The sequence below is a fragment of the Photobacterium aquimaris genome, from assembly GCF_002954455.1.
Lineage (GTDB): Bacteria > Pseudomonadota > Gammaproteobacteria > Enterobacterales > Vibrionaceae > Photobacterium > Photobacterium aquimaris.
The window spans coordinates 159,501-174,915 of record NZ_MSCC01000002.1; the positions used below are offsets into that span (position 1 = coordinate 159,501).

Genomic DNA, 15,415 nt, shown 5'->3' on the forward strand with positions numbered 1-15,415 from the left:
TAATAGCGAGATTAGCCTTGGCTGTAAAGTCTTTTTTTTACAAAAACAATAATATTATTATCGTTTATATTGTTTTTAATCAAAACCATTAAAAAACAACCTTTGAGACGATAAAACTATCTTTTTCATGTTGTTACCCATTTATAAATAGGGTTTAGACAAAATGAACAATGGTTTGAATTAGCTTAGTGGCTAATTTTGCCGTCTGATTATCGTAATCATACTCAGGATTTAATTCAGCAATATCGACAATTTTAACTTTTCCTGTTGCCATTATATGTTTAATTGCCCATTCAACCATTGATAAACTCACGCCATGCATACGCGTCATATTAGCCCCTGGTGCTATTGATGACGAAAACACATCTAAATCTATGCTTAGCTGAATACAATCAACATTATCGATAAAATTGTCTAATTGCGCCTGAATCTGTTTTTTATTGCGAGCCGTCATTTGATTGTCTAACAGCCACTGGCAGCCAAGGTCTTGTGCTAATTTAAACATCGCTTGTGAATTAGCATGATCGCAAATACCTAAACCAAGAAAATCAAAATCGCGTTGCTGCTGTTTGCTATAACACCATGCTGCATGAAATGCAGAGCCTGCCCGTAACGACAGTGATGGTCTTAGCTCAAAATGTGCATCAAAATTAATCACCCCAACACGAGGAGCCGTAAGCGTTGGTTGTGTATCTGTTATTGTTGATGATAACTGTGTCTCAGCACTAAAATCAGACAATGCTTGATAACTGGCAATTGATATTTCATGCCCACCACCGAGAACAACTGGAAAATGCCCCTCACGTAGACCACGCAACAACACTTGATGTTGCCTGTGACTTACTGCCGCAAAGCTATGGTCATCAGCGGTTTGTTCAATATCACCGGCATCATAAAAAGGTAATGCCGTTTGTGGATGGGTGCGCGGAAGTATACGCCGAATACTGGCTGGACCTTCTTTTGCACCTTGTCGACCACGGCCCCAATCAACATTAAGATCTGAAATAACACCCACTAACATCACACCGGGTTGGCATTGTTGAGTATAAGGGCTGATGAGCGTATGTTTACGATGATATAACATCGGTTTTTGAGGCTCATTTTTAAATAACTTTTTTAATTGATCTACTAACATACGCCTATCTTCCCTACCTTCATTTGCCTTTATAAACAACACACTCTAGTGTTGTGGTGGTAATGCTCTTGCTGCTTGTAATACACACATTACAATCTTATTTTTACGGCTATTAATACGCTCTGCTGGCGCCATAACACTGACAGCTCCAACCACTTTATTACCCACAAACACGGGTGCACTGACACCAGAAACACCAACATCAATTTCTGATGTACTAATAGCAAAACCATCTTGCTTAATAAGATCTAATTCAGAAATCCAACTATCTATCTGTTGCTGCTCGGTAATATCGTAATGTTCTAAAATCGTTAATTGGCGTGCCAATGGTAAATAAGCCAAAATAACTTTCGCCGAGGCGCCACGGATCAATGGCTGACTTTGTCCTTTCTCATAACTACAACGCAACGCATAGGGACTATCAATACTGTCAACACATAAAGCATTAAATCCCACCGCAACCATATAAGCTGACATCTCGCCAGTTTGCTGTTGTAAACGCTTTAAAATAGGTCTTACGCCATCAGGTAACGGTGAATTCATTTCAAAATTACGCTGAAGTTGTAATGCTGCAGGGCCGGCACTATAAGTATTACGACCATGATTTTCTTCAATTAAATTCCAATCACGAAGTAATGCTAAATAGCGATATACGCTACTTATTGGCATTTCCATTTCGGCACTGAGTTGTTGTGCTTGTAACGGCACATTTGACGCCGCAATGTGAATAAGCACTTGCAACAATTTTTCATTAGCACTGAGTGAATGAGTCACAGGTAGGTTATCTCTAATTTGTGTGATGATTATTTGTAACTAATTCTATCACTAACAACAAGCACCATTCTTATATAATGAGAAAATATAGGATTTAATCTCTATTTTTTATTACATTGCGAGAAGTTAGCCTATATTTGAAATCTTTCACTCCAAAAATAAAACCTCGTGTTAGTGTTGTTAAGCAGCGTTTATTATTTCAACGTAAACATAAAAAAAATCGACTTTACTTCGTATAAATACAGATCTAACTAGCCAGAATAAGGGGGTACTGGTAAAATATTTGCATAATTGACCGTCTAAAACAGTAAAAGAGAGTGATTCCTCATGGGAAGAAAGTTCGAAGTACGCAAATTGTCTATGGCAAAAACCCAAGGCGCTAAGATCAAGGTTTACTCTAAATACGGTAAAGAGATCTACGTTTGTGCTAAGAACGGCAGTCCAGATCCAGATAGCAACCTAGCACTTCGCCGTCTTATTGAGAAAGCGAAAAAGGATCAGGTACCAAGCCACGTTATCGACAAAGCAATTGATAAAGCGAAAGGCGGCGGCGGTGAAGATTACTCAACTGCACGTTACGAAGGTTTTGGCCCTGGCAACTGCATGGTTATCGTTGACTGTCTAACAGATAACAACAACCGTACTTTCATGGACGTTCGTCAAGCATTCGTTAAGAACCATGCAAAAATCGGTAGCCCTGGTACTGTTGGTCACATGTTTGAGCACCAAGCAGTATTTGAATTTAAAGGTACTGACGAAGAAGTTGTACTTGAAAATCTAATGATGGAAGACGTTGACGTTACTGACATCACTTGTGAAGATGGCGAAATTACCGTTTATGCTCCTCATACTGAATTCTTCAAAGTTAAAAATGCACTTGCAGCAACCATGCCGGATGTTGTGATTGATTCTGAAGAAATTGCTTTCGTTCCACAGACAATGACCGAATTGGCTGGTGACGACATTGCAATGTTTGAGAAATTCCTTGATGCACTAAACGATTGTGATGACGTGCAAAACGTTTACCACAATGCTGAAATGGCAGACTAAGTTAGACTGCTATTTCCTACAAAAAGGTCACTCCGGTGGCCTTTTTGTTTATGTATACTTATCAACCATCTCGCTTAATATACTGCTGTAATTGGTCTTTAAACTCCCCCTTCGCTAATGCCATTATTTGGATAATTAGCTAGATATAATATTGACAAAAAACATCGCTATTTCACTTGTTGCTGTAATTTTTTAAGCCTATAACTAATTGTGATTTTAATTTATGTTCAATGAATATGGCTTATTTAAACGGGAGTTCAAGGATAAATATGAATATTTTAATTGTATTAACATCTCATCAGAATTTAGGCGAAACTACGGCTAAAACTGGCCTATGGCTAGATGAATTTACAGTGCCGTTTTATGCCTTTAAAGATAACAACTACACCGTTACTCTCGCCTCTCCTAATGGCAGACAAGTACCGATAGATCCAAAAAGTGATACACCGGAACTTCAAACTGAATCGGTGCTGCGTTTTAAAAATGATCCTGATGCCATTACTCAATTAGCTAATACATTGTTATTGTCGACTATTAATCCTGCCGATTATGACGCTGTATTTTATCCTGGTGGACATGGACCACTATGGGATTTATCACACAATGCAGCATCACAAAAAATCATTGAATGGTGTTATCAAAACAATAAACCGACAGGCTTGGTCTGCCATGGACCGGCCGCATTAAAATCGCCTAAAAATCCTGATGGCAGCCCATTAATCAACGGTAAAAATGTCACTGGATTTAGTGATAGTGAAGAAGCTGCGGTTGGATTAACGGATGTTGTGCCTTTTTTACTTGAAGATATGTTAACCAGCCAAGGGGCACATTATAGTAAAAGCGCTGATTGGCAGAGTTATATTGTCGTTGATAAAAATCTCATCACCGGACAAAATCCAGCGTCTGCTCAAGCTGTAGCTGCGGAAATAATTCGCCAATTACAATAGAATTTAAAAAGCCTAGCTATTGGATCTCTTTCTAGCTAGGCTTTTAACATTCAGATAATAAACGTTATTGTCAATTATTCAGAGGCCAATGATCAAAATAAATATGGCTTGCTTGCCAATCAACTTTTTGGTGATTATCGGCTAATAAATAACGTGCAACTGTAAACGCAAATTCAAAGCTTACTCCTAAACCACGCCCAGTGATAAATTGACCATCAACGACTACTTTCTGTTTAATAAATTCACCGTCGTCGAATTTTTCAGCGAGTTTATCTCCGGTTGTATACGTGCGGCCTTGTAATAAATGATGCGCAGCAAGTACTTTTGCGCCTGATGAGCATAATGCACAAATATATTTATTGGCTTCAATATGACGCTTTAAAAAAGCAATAACATTGGCATTGGCTGACAAATTATCAGTACCTTGTGGTCCACCGGGCATCATCACAGCATCATAAGTACAATCAAACTTATTCGCGAGAACATAATCAGCACTAATTTTGGTTTCAAAATAAGTATTTAGTGTGGTGGTTTCCATGCAAGACAACACGTCTACTTTAATATCTAAACGGCGCATAATGTCGATAAAAACTACCGCCTCGCCTTCCTCAAAACCATCGGCAAGCAATACCGCGACATGCTTTACATTGGTCATAATTAATCCTTATGCCTTCGCCTGAACAATCATTGCACACACTTCGCGTACATTGGCGGCAATCAAATCCCAGTCATGCTGCGTAATAGCACTTGTTGGTGCTATCCAAGTACCGCCACAAGCAATCACTTGAGGAATAGCTAAATAATCACTTAAATTTAGCGGTGTAACGCCACCTGTCGGCATCAATTGAATTTGGCTATAAGGCCCAACCAATGATTTAAGCATATTGATGCCACCTGACGCTTCAGCAGGGAAAAATTTAAGTGTACTCACACCCAATTCTAATGCTTGTTCAACTAAACTTGGATTATTAACCCCAGGGATCATTTTAATGTTATTGGCTAAACAATATTTTACTGTGGTTGGATTAAACCCTGGACTGATCACAAAATCAGCCCCTGCTGCAATTGCAGCATCGACTTGTTCGGTGGTTAATACTGTCCCAGCACACAATACAATTTGTGGGTAAGCAGCGCGAATTAAACGAATAGATTCAGCTGCAGCAGCCGTTCTAAAGGTGATTTCCGCAGCAGGTAGGCCATTTTCAACTAATACTTTAGCAAGTGGTACCGCATCAGCAGCATTTTCAATTTGTATAACAGGCATTACTCGCAATGCACGCAAACGATCAATCCATTCATTTGTCATCATAATTACTACTCATTAAATCCGTTAAATATTGGGTACATTGCAGTGGAATAATTGCCCCACGATGTTGAATCACTTGTGCTGCAAGGTTATTCCCCCACTGACAACATTCAGCCATTGGTAAACCTTGTGCCCATGCCGCTATATAAGCCGCATTAAAAGAATCGCCTGCGGCGGTAGTATCGACAACATCATCAATCTTATTACCATCAACAAAGCCATGTTGACCTGCACATGACCACATTGCGCCTTTACTGCCTAGTTTCACTACCACTTGATCAACACCTAAACGGTGCAAACGATCAGCAATAACCGTTGCTGGTGTATTCACATCACCACGCAATAAATCTTCATCATCAGCAGTCACTAATGCAATATCAGCTAGACGATATAATTCTAATAGCCATGTTTTTGCATGCGTAGCACCATTCCATAATCGCGGCCGATAATTAGAATCAACTGCAATTTTACAACCACCTGCTTTTAAACTAGCAAGAGCTTCAATAAGTTTAATTTTGCCATGCTCAGGTAAAACCGCCAAAGATATCCCTGAGAGGTAGATCAAATCATAGCTTTTTAGTTGTGCCATAATTTGTGAAAACTGCGCATGCTCACACATATAGCGTGCTGCAGAATCATTACGCCAATAGTGGAAACTACGCTCTCCTTGCGAATCAATTTCAATCGCATACATACCTGGTAATTTATCGCGTTCACGCATCACAAAACGACAATCAATGCCTTCTTGTTGCCATGCATCAATCATCGCATGGCTGTAATTATCGATACCAAGTGCTGTGATATAACAAGGCGAACTTTGCGGTAGCAATCGAGAAAGATAAATTGCGGTATTAAGCGTATCGCCACCAAAATTTTGCTGTTGAGTCGCAAAAGGCGCGCCGCTTAGTTCAATCATGCACTCACCCATAATGGCTATATTGTGCTTTATCGCTAAATTCGAATATGTCATTTTTCTTCACCTACTGGCTAGTATTAGCTGGCAGAAAAAGGCCATGAGTGCTTGAGATAGGAGCGCAATCATGGCCAAAAAACATCATCACTCAAAGTTATAAATGTAATACTGAATAAAGTAAGGCACTTTAGGGGGAGTCAGTATTACATTGTGTCATCCATGGCGAGAGGTTCTCGTTTGTGGTTAATTACGCTTTTCCTTCGCTACCACATACACGAATTTTATCTTGAATCACTTGCTTCATTGCCGCTTTACCCGGAATGATATAATGACGTGGATCATTCGCTTGTGGATGCTCAATAAAATATTGTTTCACAGCATCAGCAAACGCAATTTTAAGTTCAGTAGCAACGTTCACTTTGGTAATACCTAATTCAATGCAACGACGTACATCTTCATCTGGCACACCTGAAGCGCCATGCAGCACTAACGGTGTATCTGTTTTACTGCGAATAATGCCTAGTCGATCAAAATCTAACTGTGGCTGCTCTTTATACATGCCGTGCGCAGTACCGATTGCAATCGCTAATGAATCAATGCCAGTCGCATTAATAAATTCGATCGCAGCATCTGGGTCGGTATAAAGTGCGTCTTTATCTTCCACAATAAGATCGTCTTCTTGACCACCTAAACGGCCTAATTCAGCTTCAACTGAACAATCCCATCCATGACAAAATTGCACCACTTTACGAGTAATATCGATATTGCCTTCAAAACTATGATGAGACCCATCAATCATTGCAGATTTAATACCAGCCTCTACTTTGGTACGAATATCACTGAATGATTCGTGATGATCCATATGCAGTGCGATTGGCGTTTGATAAATATGTGCAGCTTTAAGACATATACCCACCAAGTAATCAGTACCCGCGTAAGAATAAGTACCTGGCGTGCCGGCAAGAATAACTGGAGAACGCATCTCAGCTGCCGTTTCAAGTACTACCTGAATTGTCTCAAGATTATGAATATTAAAAGCAGGAACGGCATAGCCACCTAGCTGCGCTTTCAACAGCATTTCACGCGAAGAAACCAAAAACATAAAAAACCTCAAACATTCCGTTAACTTTCGATTTGGATAATATTCGAAAACAAAAACAAATAAAAAGATCTGAATCACATAATCACTTTCAAATCGAAAATAAATAACAAAATGAAATCAAAAGAAATGTGACATCTTTGATGAATAACAGGTAATACCTTTACGCAATAAGTTATTTTTCGGTCTTTCTGCTCGCCCAAGGATCTTCTCTAACCAGTAATGACGCGAGGATTGAGGCTCTAATCGCCGCGATAATGGGCTTTGTTCGCTGAGATAGTCATTTTTAAAGACTACCACCACCTCTTTCGTTTCGAAAACACCCATCACTTGCGCATTAATCGTAGGCAATGAAAAATTAAAATCACCTTGCTCGACGGGTAACGGTTGTTGTTCTGCATCCCACAAACCACAGCGTTCACCACAAAATAAAGCTATATTCAGCGCTCGCAGTGACCAAAAACTACTTGCAGGTCCACTATAGTTATCAACCAGGCGGGTATCATCACCAAACAGTCCTTGGGTTGGTGCGCCATGTTGCATAGCACCATTACTGATAAAATATTCTAAACTGGTCGCAAATGCGCGTTGAGCTTCACCTGCAGAAATAACCTCACTACGTTGATCAACGGCCATAATCAAAGGCGCTGCAGCCGCCAGTCGATAGCAAGCACTACGACCAAAGAAAGGTAGGCCTTCAGCAGTAAATAAATAGCGATATTGAGTAACAAAATCCGCTAAGGTTTGACGAATAAAATCGCTATCAAAATTTGAATCTATTTGATCGAGCCAATAGAGTGAATAATGAAATCCCCATGCGTTGTAGTAATCATAATTACCTTTCGCACCATCGCGGAACCAACCGTCACCTACATGAAACTCTTTAATTCGTTGGTACTTATCATAAGCAACACTATCTTCGCCGGTGAGTGCTTTAATAACCAATTGCACCATTAACGGAAATAAATGCCAATTATTATCAACAGTTTGACAGTGGTTAACTTGTTTAAACCAAGTGATGATTTGCGTTTGTTCTACTGCCGTCATGTGTTGCCAAACATGTTCACGACTTAACCATAGTGCCAACGCTAAATCAGCACTTTCACAAATACGCTGATCATAATCGTGTAGTTGTCCCCAATAGCCAGCATGATGCGGATCAGTGCCCGCTAAAAAAGCCTGACGTAACATTGCAACAATATTTAGTGGCTTATCATTCAATCCAATTAAGGCTTGTGCACCATGTTGACTTAACCATGCAGCTAAAGTCGGTAATACTCGGCTAGTGCCTTCCATTGCATCTGTGCGAGCATTTTGTTGACTTGGGCGTCCTGGATAATAAGCATGGCTATAATCCCACACCGAATAATGTTCAAACGCTTCAGCAACATAACGCACTAAGTATTGGCATTTGTTCTCAATGCTTAGTTCAGGTTTAGTAAAATATTCCGCTATTGCTGCATCATTTATCGAGTAAGTTGTCGCTTTCATTTTTAAACGTACTAGTCGCTGTTTAAATAATTGCATATACATCGCAGCGGTTGGATGTTCATACGCAATCATTGGCCGCTCAGTTACTGAAATATGTTTCGCTTTATAAGGCGGTGGCAGTACCGTGTTGAGAGACGTGAGCTCGATATTCAATTTAGCATCAGGGACTGTGGTAGTGGCTTGTACATCATTCATTATTGTTATCCTCCATGAACAATAACGCACCACAATCATATTGATATAACTTCAACATAATGGCAGTGCGAATATTTTAGCTGTTATTAACTTTTTGCTGATTCTGTTAGCACTTGGTAACGATCTTGTCCCCATGCCACAGGTTTCGGTTTATCTTTGATCCACTCATAGAAAGCTTGCTTCATTTGCTTCACTTTTTGTGGGTATTGCTGAGCCAGATCTTTTGATTCACTTGGATCAAGCTTGTCATTAAATAATTTCACTTTGTTAGTGCCATCATCATAGAAATACAATGCCCAATTCTGATCTCGAATCGCCCATGAACCTTTAGATAACTTTTCTAAATTTGGGTTTTTAGGAATGTCATTAGATTCATAGGTGATCCATTTCCAGTAGCCATGCCAGAACGCATCGTTTTCTTCGCTATAATGCTTCGCACCAGGGCCTGCCCAATAAATATATTGATGCGGCGATTGCTTCGTTTTACCTTCAAGCACCGGCAAAATATTTTTACCATCAAGCTGCATTTCAGCAGGGATCTTAATGCCCGCAGCAGTCAATGCTGTAGGAAGAATATCTAATGCTGAGATCAGAGTATCGTTAGTGCCACCAGCAGGAATATGTTTCGGCCAATATGCCACAAATGGTACCCGTACACCGCCATTGTACATCTGGCCTTTATAGCCACGATCCATACCATTCATTGGCATTGGCGATTCATGCACTGCGCCATTATCAGATAAGAAAAATATCAGTGTATTGTCTAATTCACCTTTTTTCTTAAGCAGTTCAACTATTTGTCCAAGACCTTCATCGGCAGCATTGATCGCAGCAAAATATTTATCGGCTTCAACATTACCGGTATTAAAACGCTCCATATATTTCGCAGGTGACGCTTCTTCCAATGGAATATGCGGCACACTAAAAGCGAGGTTAATAAAGAACGGTTTGTCACCACTTTGCTCGATAAACTGCAGCGCTTCATTAGTTAAGTTATGAGTTAAATAACCTGGCGCTGGAATATTTTTACCATTTTGATAAATAGCAGGTGAATTCCATAACGCAGATCCAGATGCGTAGAAACTGTAAGAGTAATCAAAGCCACGGCTTTCTGGCGCATATTCTTTTGGGGTTACCGGTATTTGGTTATCATGGTAATCACGGGTTTTGTTATTATCTGCAACGGCATTTTTACTGCTAATTTTAGCATTGTGCCACTTACCAATATTAGCGGTGTTATAACCATTTTCTTGAAATAATGCCGGTAATAATTTGATATCTAGCGGCACACCTTGCAGGGCATCATCATTACTGTAAGTACCAAAACTGGTTGGGTAACGGCCAGTAAAAATACCAGCACGAGAAGGGCCACAAACCGGATGAGCTACAAAAGCATTGGTCATTTTCACGCCTTGCTGAGCGAGACTTGCAACGGTTGGCATCGCCCGCTTAGCTGCATCGACCATTTTATCAAAATCACCTTGATAGCGAACGGGGACTGGGCGTTCAGCTAAGGTTTTTTTATTCAAACTGTCTAATGCAAAATCTAATTGACCTGTCCCCAGATCGTCCATAACCACTAATAACACATTGGGCTGTTTCTCAATGGCCGTTGTTGGAGCTGCGTTTGCTACAGCAGTAGAGGCCATGCAAGCAGCAGCCACAAAACTTGCAATTATTGTCTTCTTCGTCGAGGACAGGTTCATTGTATACTCCTGGTAATATACTGCTGTAACACACAGCAATACGTCTTAAAATTCAATTTAATGATCAATATTATGCTGAGCGTAATTGGGTCAAATAAGGCAATGCATCTACCGCAGTTCCGCCTTGCTGAATCGCCTGACTCATCATATGCATTGCAGGTGCGGTATGGCGGAAGATCTGTTGGTATGAGCGACACAAATAATTTTGTTTATGCTTTTCGCCTGCCACAGTCACCAAGCGGTGTTTCGGACAACCGCCATAACACAAACCATGGACCTCACATTGCTGGCATTGTTGGGTCAATTTTTGCGATTTCGCATTTCCAAACCGTTGTTGCTGTTTACTGGTGGCTAACTTAACCAGATCGGTACTAGCAATATTGCCCAGTTTATTAGCGGGATAAACATAGTGATCACACGAATAAATATCACCATTGGCTTCAATCACCATCGCTTGACCACACTGTTTTGACTGCACACACACAGAAGCGGGATAACCAAGCCATGTCGCTAAAATACTGTCAAACATGCGTACAAACACCGTACCAACATCGTGCTGTAACCACTCATCAAACACCTCACTCATAAACTGACCATAACCATCAGCAGGCACAGAAAAATGTGTTAATAGTGCGTCTTTTTGTGGTGAATAATGACCACTACTATTGGCTTGATATTGAGGTTGAACTTCAACAATAGGAATAAACTGTAAGTGGCGGGCGCCTAATGAAGTTAAAAAGCGGTAGGTTTCACGGCCTTTATTCCAATTTTGATCATTGATAACCGTTAGAATATTAAATTCAACCTGATATTCTAAAAGTAATTCAATCGCTTTTTTAACCCGTTCAAAAGTAGGTTTACCATTAACAGATATACGATATTTATCATGAACATCTGGCGTACCATCAACTGAGACACCGATTAAAAACTTATGCTCTGCAAAAAATTGCGCCCACTGACGATTGATAGCTACCGCATTAGTTTGAAAACTATTGGTTATGTTTTTCCCTGCGCCATATTGGGCTTGGTATTTAACCACGTTACGATAAAAGTCTAATCCCGCGAGCGTCGGCTCTCCACCCTGCCATGAAAAATCGATATCGTTACTATTTTGGCTGGCAATATAATGACGAACATAACGCTTTAGGGTTGCATCTGACATTTGATCACTACTCGCCACAGTAGCACTTGAAGTCGCAGTATTTACAGTCGAGCTACAACGGTTAGCACTGGTATTACCGACAACAGTTTCTTTTTCTAAATAGAAACAATAATCACATTTTAAATTACAGCGATAACTGGTTGGCTTAGCCATCATATGAAAACGTGCTTGCTGAGACGGAAATGAGGACTGCGCCATAATTACCCTTTAAATGCTTTCGAAATACTGATAAGGTATCATACGAAAGAAAATGAAAGATTAAAGCGGCTAAGATCACAAACAAAATAAAATGAAAGCTAACGTAAGTTTTTTATCCAAAAAACACCAAATGAAAAAAAACCGTCACCAATAGAAATTGTATTATCTATTTAGTGACGGCTATATCAGTGACTCAATAATTAGTCAGCAGCAACTCTTTTTAGCGTAAAGGTATAACTTTGGCCAACTAACCCATCGACATTAATCATCAGATTTCCCTGACCATCGAGCTGCAATCGTTGCTCAATATCAGTTTCAATTTCAACCGGCTTATGCAGCCTGATATGTAACATTGTTTGTGTTTGTAACGGATCACTCACCGCAAGCTTTAACTCACGATCATCTTTTTCAACCATCAGCGCCATTTTTGAAAATACGCTAAGCTGGTTAGTGACTTTGACACCTTGATCTGTCCATATATTAGCAGCGGTTATAGCTTGTTCTTTATGAGTGACAATATGGGCTAACTTATCATTACGACGTACTTTAATCGGCATTTCCTCAATGAAATCTTGTACATCTTCTTTATCCGCATTAGGCATTAATACATAGGCATAGTGATCATTTTCAGCCGTTTGTGCGATAGTTGCAGTAACAAAATTGGCGCTAACTTGTCCACTATGTACACCAATATCACTCCAATCTCCCGTTTGTATCTGCTGCTCAACGGTGACGGTTGTTGGTTTTAGAAATACATAGCTAATATCACTGTCATCAAGCTTGCTATTAGTCAGAGTTAATGTGCGTAACTTCATAGTATGGCTTAACTGTGGTTGCCAGCGTTTACCATTAACAAACAGCTTATTGTTACCGACATCAGCTAATTTTCGGTTCATTACCGTGGTGGTTATATCTGCTGGTGTCGTCGACTTAATATCAGAACCAAGCATCACAATTTCATCTTCAAACATAAACCATGACTTATTAGCCGTTAAGGTATTATTCCAATTACTGAACATCATTCCCGCAGCACCAATATCATCAAAACGTAGCGAGCCAACCCAATCCATTTGTGTTTGACGTCCACCTTTAATTTGATTACGTTGACCATCACAATCAGCCATCACTTGGTTATCAACTGTTGTACCGTCAAGGCGGTAACGGTTTACTGCTGGCCAATAATTATGGTAATGATCAAGCTGACCATTATAGAGGTAACCCATGCCATCACCGGTGAACCACCCTTGTTTATTTTCATTATTCATACACTCAAAATTACCTAAGCGACTAGAGTGCATGGCTAAACTGAAACTCCAATCATCACCACGATAGACAACCCTGTCCATCGCTGGATAGTTAAAGAATCCTTGCAGTTGTTCACCATTTACCTCAGGATCTGCAACTAAGACTTTAGCCTTTTGATAATTGCCGACATGCTTAATCGAGGTAAAAAAGTCGAAAAATGTGTCTTGAGTAATTTGAGTTTTGATAAGATTTTGCAACAGTGCTTTTACCTGAGGATCAGCACCATCAATATAATGCAATAGTGATGCTATGACTAAATGGCCCACATGATGGCCTTGTTCTTTTGGTCGAGATATTGCACGTCCATTGACAAATTCCATCATGCTACCGCGCTCTAATAATGGCGCGTAACTTTTAAAAATAATCGGATAAATATTTTTAAGTACAGGATCGGTTGCTTGCCAAGGCGATCCAGCGACTAAATCTAATTGTGCGCCAAGACCACTGAGTAATACATTGCCGTAAGTGCCGTTATAGGCAATATCATAATGCTGTAAAAAACTACCATCACTATAAAAGCCATCACTGGTTGTCACTTCTGCTAAAACAGGCGATAAAGCGCCGATAGCAGCTTCTATTTCAGCGCTATTGTTATCCAGAATACCACGCAGAATAACCACTTGAGTATTATCTGTGCGATTACCTCCCGTCGATAAACGGTAATGAGGATTACTTGACACATCAGCACCAGGCCCTGCACCTAAATGGGTGGCTTCTGGCGTGAAATAACGAGTTGCTTGCGTGTGAGCGGTAATTAATTGCGGCGGTAATTGGTCATATAACAACACTAAAATATTATGAATATCTTTTGGTGTACCCAGTTCCCAATGCCACCAGTTGCCCCATTCTTTTACGCCAACTTTATAATAATGTTGATTTAGAAATGCCATGCCATCAATAATGGCACTCAGTAATTCAGCATTATTCTGTAACTGCCCATCACGCAAATGGTAAGCTTTTGCCATGTCAAATAAGCGTTGATAAGAAGTACGTATATTTGCCCCTAATACTTTTTTACCGGTATCCGTTTGCGCATCTAATACCACATCACTCCACAAACTGGTGCGAGTAGGAGCAGTTAACATTGATGACCAATATCTATCTGCGGCATTATTGGTTGTAATAACGGTTTGTTTTAAGGTGTCATCAAAGGGAATAGTAACATCACCAAGAAAGCTCGCCGCCCAACGTTGGCGTAATGCTTGATACTCAACTAACGGCTGTGATTGCTGATGATTAACTATCGAGGTCGTGTTAGGTTGAGCAAATACAGAGGTAGGTACGATCAATATCGATAACGCCACGGCAATAGATACCGCTAAATTAGCATGTTTCATTATTCCTTTATCCTTCCGTTATTAATTTTCGTTTAATTACGATAAAGGATAAAATGAAAGCAAAAAAGCACTGGCATCACTATTTTTTGATCGAAAAATGGCCCTTATTTTACTTTTAGCCACAATATCACAACTGAAAGTTGCATATCTGTCAAAGCGAAAACAATGGCCATTGTTGAACTAGTTACATACAGCAACCATAAATAACGTTAAAACGTACCACCTGTATGCCAAAAAATGCCTACTACCATTGCCATATCCATTAAAAATCCAAGACTGTTACCAACCCAAATAGGTGGATTTTTATGAACAAAACCGTACACGGCCCATAATGCGGCGAGGAGCGCATAAAGCACCCATGTAGTTAACGATAATCCTAAAGCATGCTCACTATGAGAAAAAAATAATTTATATAACTGTGGCAATGTGGCTAATGGACCAACAACTCCCATCAATAACATAAAAGGTTCAAATGCTGCAGCTAAACGCTTAAAACGAGTTATCATCCATAATCCTCATGTACATCGATGTTGTGATTAATACAACTCAAAAGATATTGAAAAAAAACCATTGATTACCATTTAATAACAAATAGTGATCAATATTCACAATATACACTTTTTTCACTCAACTGCCATTGACTTAATGTGTAATCTCACTATTCTAGATTTAGAACAAATGACAATGTATACCAACAAGATAGCTCACTATGGAAGGTGTTATATGGATTTACTGCGTGGCTTATATTCACTACTAGAATCAATTTTTGAATAATGAAACTTATTTCTTTTCAGCAT

Annotated in this window: 13 protein-coding genes; 2 read left to right on the forward strand and 11 right to left on the reverse strand. The window is 39.7% G+C overall.

What is annotated here, in order from left to right; translation table 11 throughout:
* Positions 1–154 precede the first annotated feature (154 nt).
* Both BTN98_RS11775 and BTN98_RS11780 read right to left on the reverse strand, forming a co-directional pair.
* Positions 155–1,135 (reverse strand): formimidoylglutamase, encoded by a 981-nt coding sequence (locus tag BTN98_RS11775; RefSeq protein WP_060996773.1) that lies wholly within the window; start codon positions 1,133–1,135, stop codon positions 155–157.
* Between the two features lie 45 nt (positions 1,136–1,180).
* A complete protein-coding gene (locus tag BTN98_RS11780; protein WP_060996774.1) occupies positions 1,181–1,909 on the reverse strand; it encodes an IclR family transcriptional regulator in 729 nt (242 codons plus the stop codon).
* A 327-nt stretch (positions 1,910–2,236) separates the two neighbouring features.
* Between BTN98_RS11780 and BTN98_RS11785 the strand changes: the two genes are divergently transcribed.
* Both BTN98_RS11785 and BTN98_RS11790 read left to right on the forward strand, forming a co-directional pair.
* Positions 2,237–2,959, forward strand: a complete 723-nt coding sequence (locus BTN98_RS11785) for a YebC/PmpR family DNA-binding transcriptional regulator (RefSeq protein WP_060996775.1) — start codon at positions 2,237–2,239, stop codon at positions 2,957–2,959.
* Between the two features lie 269 nt (positions 2,960–3,228).
* Positions 3,229–3,906, forward strand: coding sequence for a type 1 glutamine amidotransferase domain-containing protein (locus tag BTN98_RS11790; RefSeq protein WP_060996776.1), 678 nt, complete (start codon positions 3,229–3,231; stop codon positions 3,904–3,906).
* A 70-nt stretch (positions 3,907–3,976) separates the two neighbouring features.
* Here BTN98_RS11790 and BTN98_RS11795 read toward each other — a convergent pair whose 3' ends face one another.
* The 9 genes from BTN98_RS11795 to BTN98_RS11835 form a co-directional block, all read right to left on the reverse strand.
* Positions 3,977–4,561 (reverse strand): DJ-1/PfpI family protein, encoded by a 585-nt coding sequence (locus BTN98_RS11795; RefSeq protein WP_060996777.1) that lies wholly within the window; start codon positions 4,559–4,561, stop codon positions 3,977–3,979.
* 9 nt (positions 4,562–4,570) lie between these two features.
* Complete coding sequence (locus BTN98_RS11800) at positions 4,571–5,215, reverse strand: bifunctional 4-hydroxy-2-oxoglutarate aldolase/2-dehydro-3-deoxy-phosphogluconate aldolase (protein ID WP_060996778.1); 645 nt, start codon at positions 5,213–5,215, stop codon at positions 4,571–4,573.
* Positions 5,202–6,182, reverse strand: a complete 981-nt coding sequence (locus BTN98_RS11805; RefSeq protein ID WP_060996779.1) for a sugar kinase — start codon at positions 6,180–6,182, stop codon at positions 5,202–5,204. The genes BTN98_RS11800 and BTN98_RS11805 overlap by 14 nt, the downstream gene beginning before the upstream one ends.
* A gap of 190 nt (positions 6,183–6,372) precedes the next feature.
* Complete coding sequence (locus BTN98_RS11810; RefSeq protein ID WP_060996780.1) at positions 6,373–7,227, reverse strand: tagatose bisphosphate family class II aldolase; 855 nt, start codon at positions 7,225–7,227, stop codon at positions 6,373–6,375.
* 117 nt (positions 7,228–7,344) lie between these two features.
* Entirely contained in the window at positions 7,345–8,787 is a 1,443-nt protein-coding gene (locus BTN98_RS11815; protein ID WP_231730620.1) for a DUF2264 domain-containing protein, read from the reverse strand.
* A gap of 209 nt (positions 8,788–8,996) precedes the next feature.
* Positions 8,997–10,616 carry a sulfatase family protein gene (locus BTN98_RS11820; protein WP_060996781.1) on the reverse strand — a complete coding sequence of 540 codons (1,620 nt, stop codon included), beginning with the start codon at positions 10,614–10,616 and terminating at the stop codon, positions 8,997–8,999.
* A 70-nt stretch (positions 10,617–10,686) separates the two neighbouring features.
* Positions 10,687–11,976, reverse strand: coding sequence for an anaerobic sulfatase maturase (locus BTN98_RS11825; RefSeq protein ID WP_060996782.1), 1,290 nt, complete (start codon positions 11,974–11,976; stop codon positions 10,687–10,689).
* Between the two features lie 200 nt (positions 11,977–12,176).
* On the reverse strand, positions 12,177–14,618 hold the full coding sequence (locus tag BTN98_RS11830; RefSeq protein WP_060996783.1) for a polysaccharide lyase 8 family protein: 2,442 nt from the start codon (positions 14,616–14,618) through the stop codon (positions 12,177–12,179).
* A 209-nt stretch (positions 14,619–14,827) separates the two neighbouring features.
* Positions 14,828–15,124, reverse strand: coding sequence for a SemiSWEET transporter (locus tag BTN98_RS11835; RefSeq protein ID WP_087820588.1), 297 nt, complete (start codon positions 15,122–15,124; stop codon positions 14,828–14,830).
* Positions 15,125–15,415 lie beyond the last annotated feature (291 nt).

Coding starts and splice junctions, on each gene's coding strand:
- BTN98_RS11775 (WP_060996773.1), bottom strand. CDS start 1,135: ATGTTAGTAGATCAATTAAAAAAGTTATTTAAAAATGAGCCTCAAAAA.
- BTN98_RS11785 (WP_060996775.1), top strand. CDS start 2,237: ATGGGAAGAAAGTTCGAAGTACGCAAATTGTCTATGGCAAAAACCCAA.
- BTN98_RS11790 (WP_060996776.1), top strand. CDS start 3,229: ATGAATATTTTAATTGTATTAACATCTCATCAGAATTTAGGCGAAACT.
- BTN98_RS11795 (WP_060996777.1), bottom strand. CDS start 4,561: ATGACCAATGTAAAGCATGTCGCGGTATTGCTTGCCGATGGTTTTGAG.
- BTN98_RS11800 (WP_060996778.1), bottom strand. CDS start 5,215: ATGATGACAAATGAATGGATTGATCGTTTGCGTGCATTGCGAGTAATG.
- BTN98_RS11805 (WP_060996779.1), bottom strand. CDS start 6,182: ATGACATATTCGAATTTAGCGATAAAGCACAATATAGCCATTATGGGT.
- BTN98_RS11810 (WP_060996780.1), bottom strand. CDS start 7,227: ATGTTTTTGGTTTCTTCGCGTGAAATGCTGTTGAAAGCGCAGCTAGGT.
- BTN98_RS11815 (WP_231730620.1), bottom strand. CDS start 8,787: ATGATTGCGTATGAACATCCAACCGCTGCGATGTATATGCAATTATTT.
- BTN98_RS11820 (WP_060996781.1), bottom strand. CDS start 10,616: ATGAACCTGTCCTCGACGAAGAAGACAATAATTGCAAGTTTTGTGGCT.
- BTN98_RS11825 (WP_060996782.1), bottom strand. CDS start 11,976: ATGGCGCAGTCCTCATTTCCGTCTCAGCAAGCACGTTTTCATATGATG.
- BTN98_RS11830 (WP_060996783.1), bottom strand. CDS start 14,618: ATGAAACATGCTAATTTAGCGGTATCTATTGCCGTGGCGTTATCGATA.
- BTN98_RS11835 (WP_087820588.1), bottom strand. CDS start 15,124: ATGATAACTCGTTTTAAGCGTTTAGCTGCAGCATTTGAACCTTTTATG.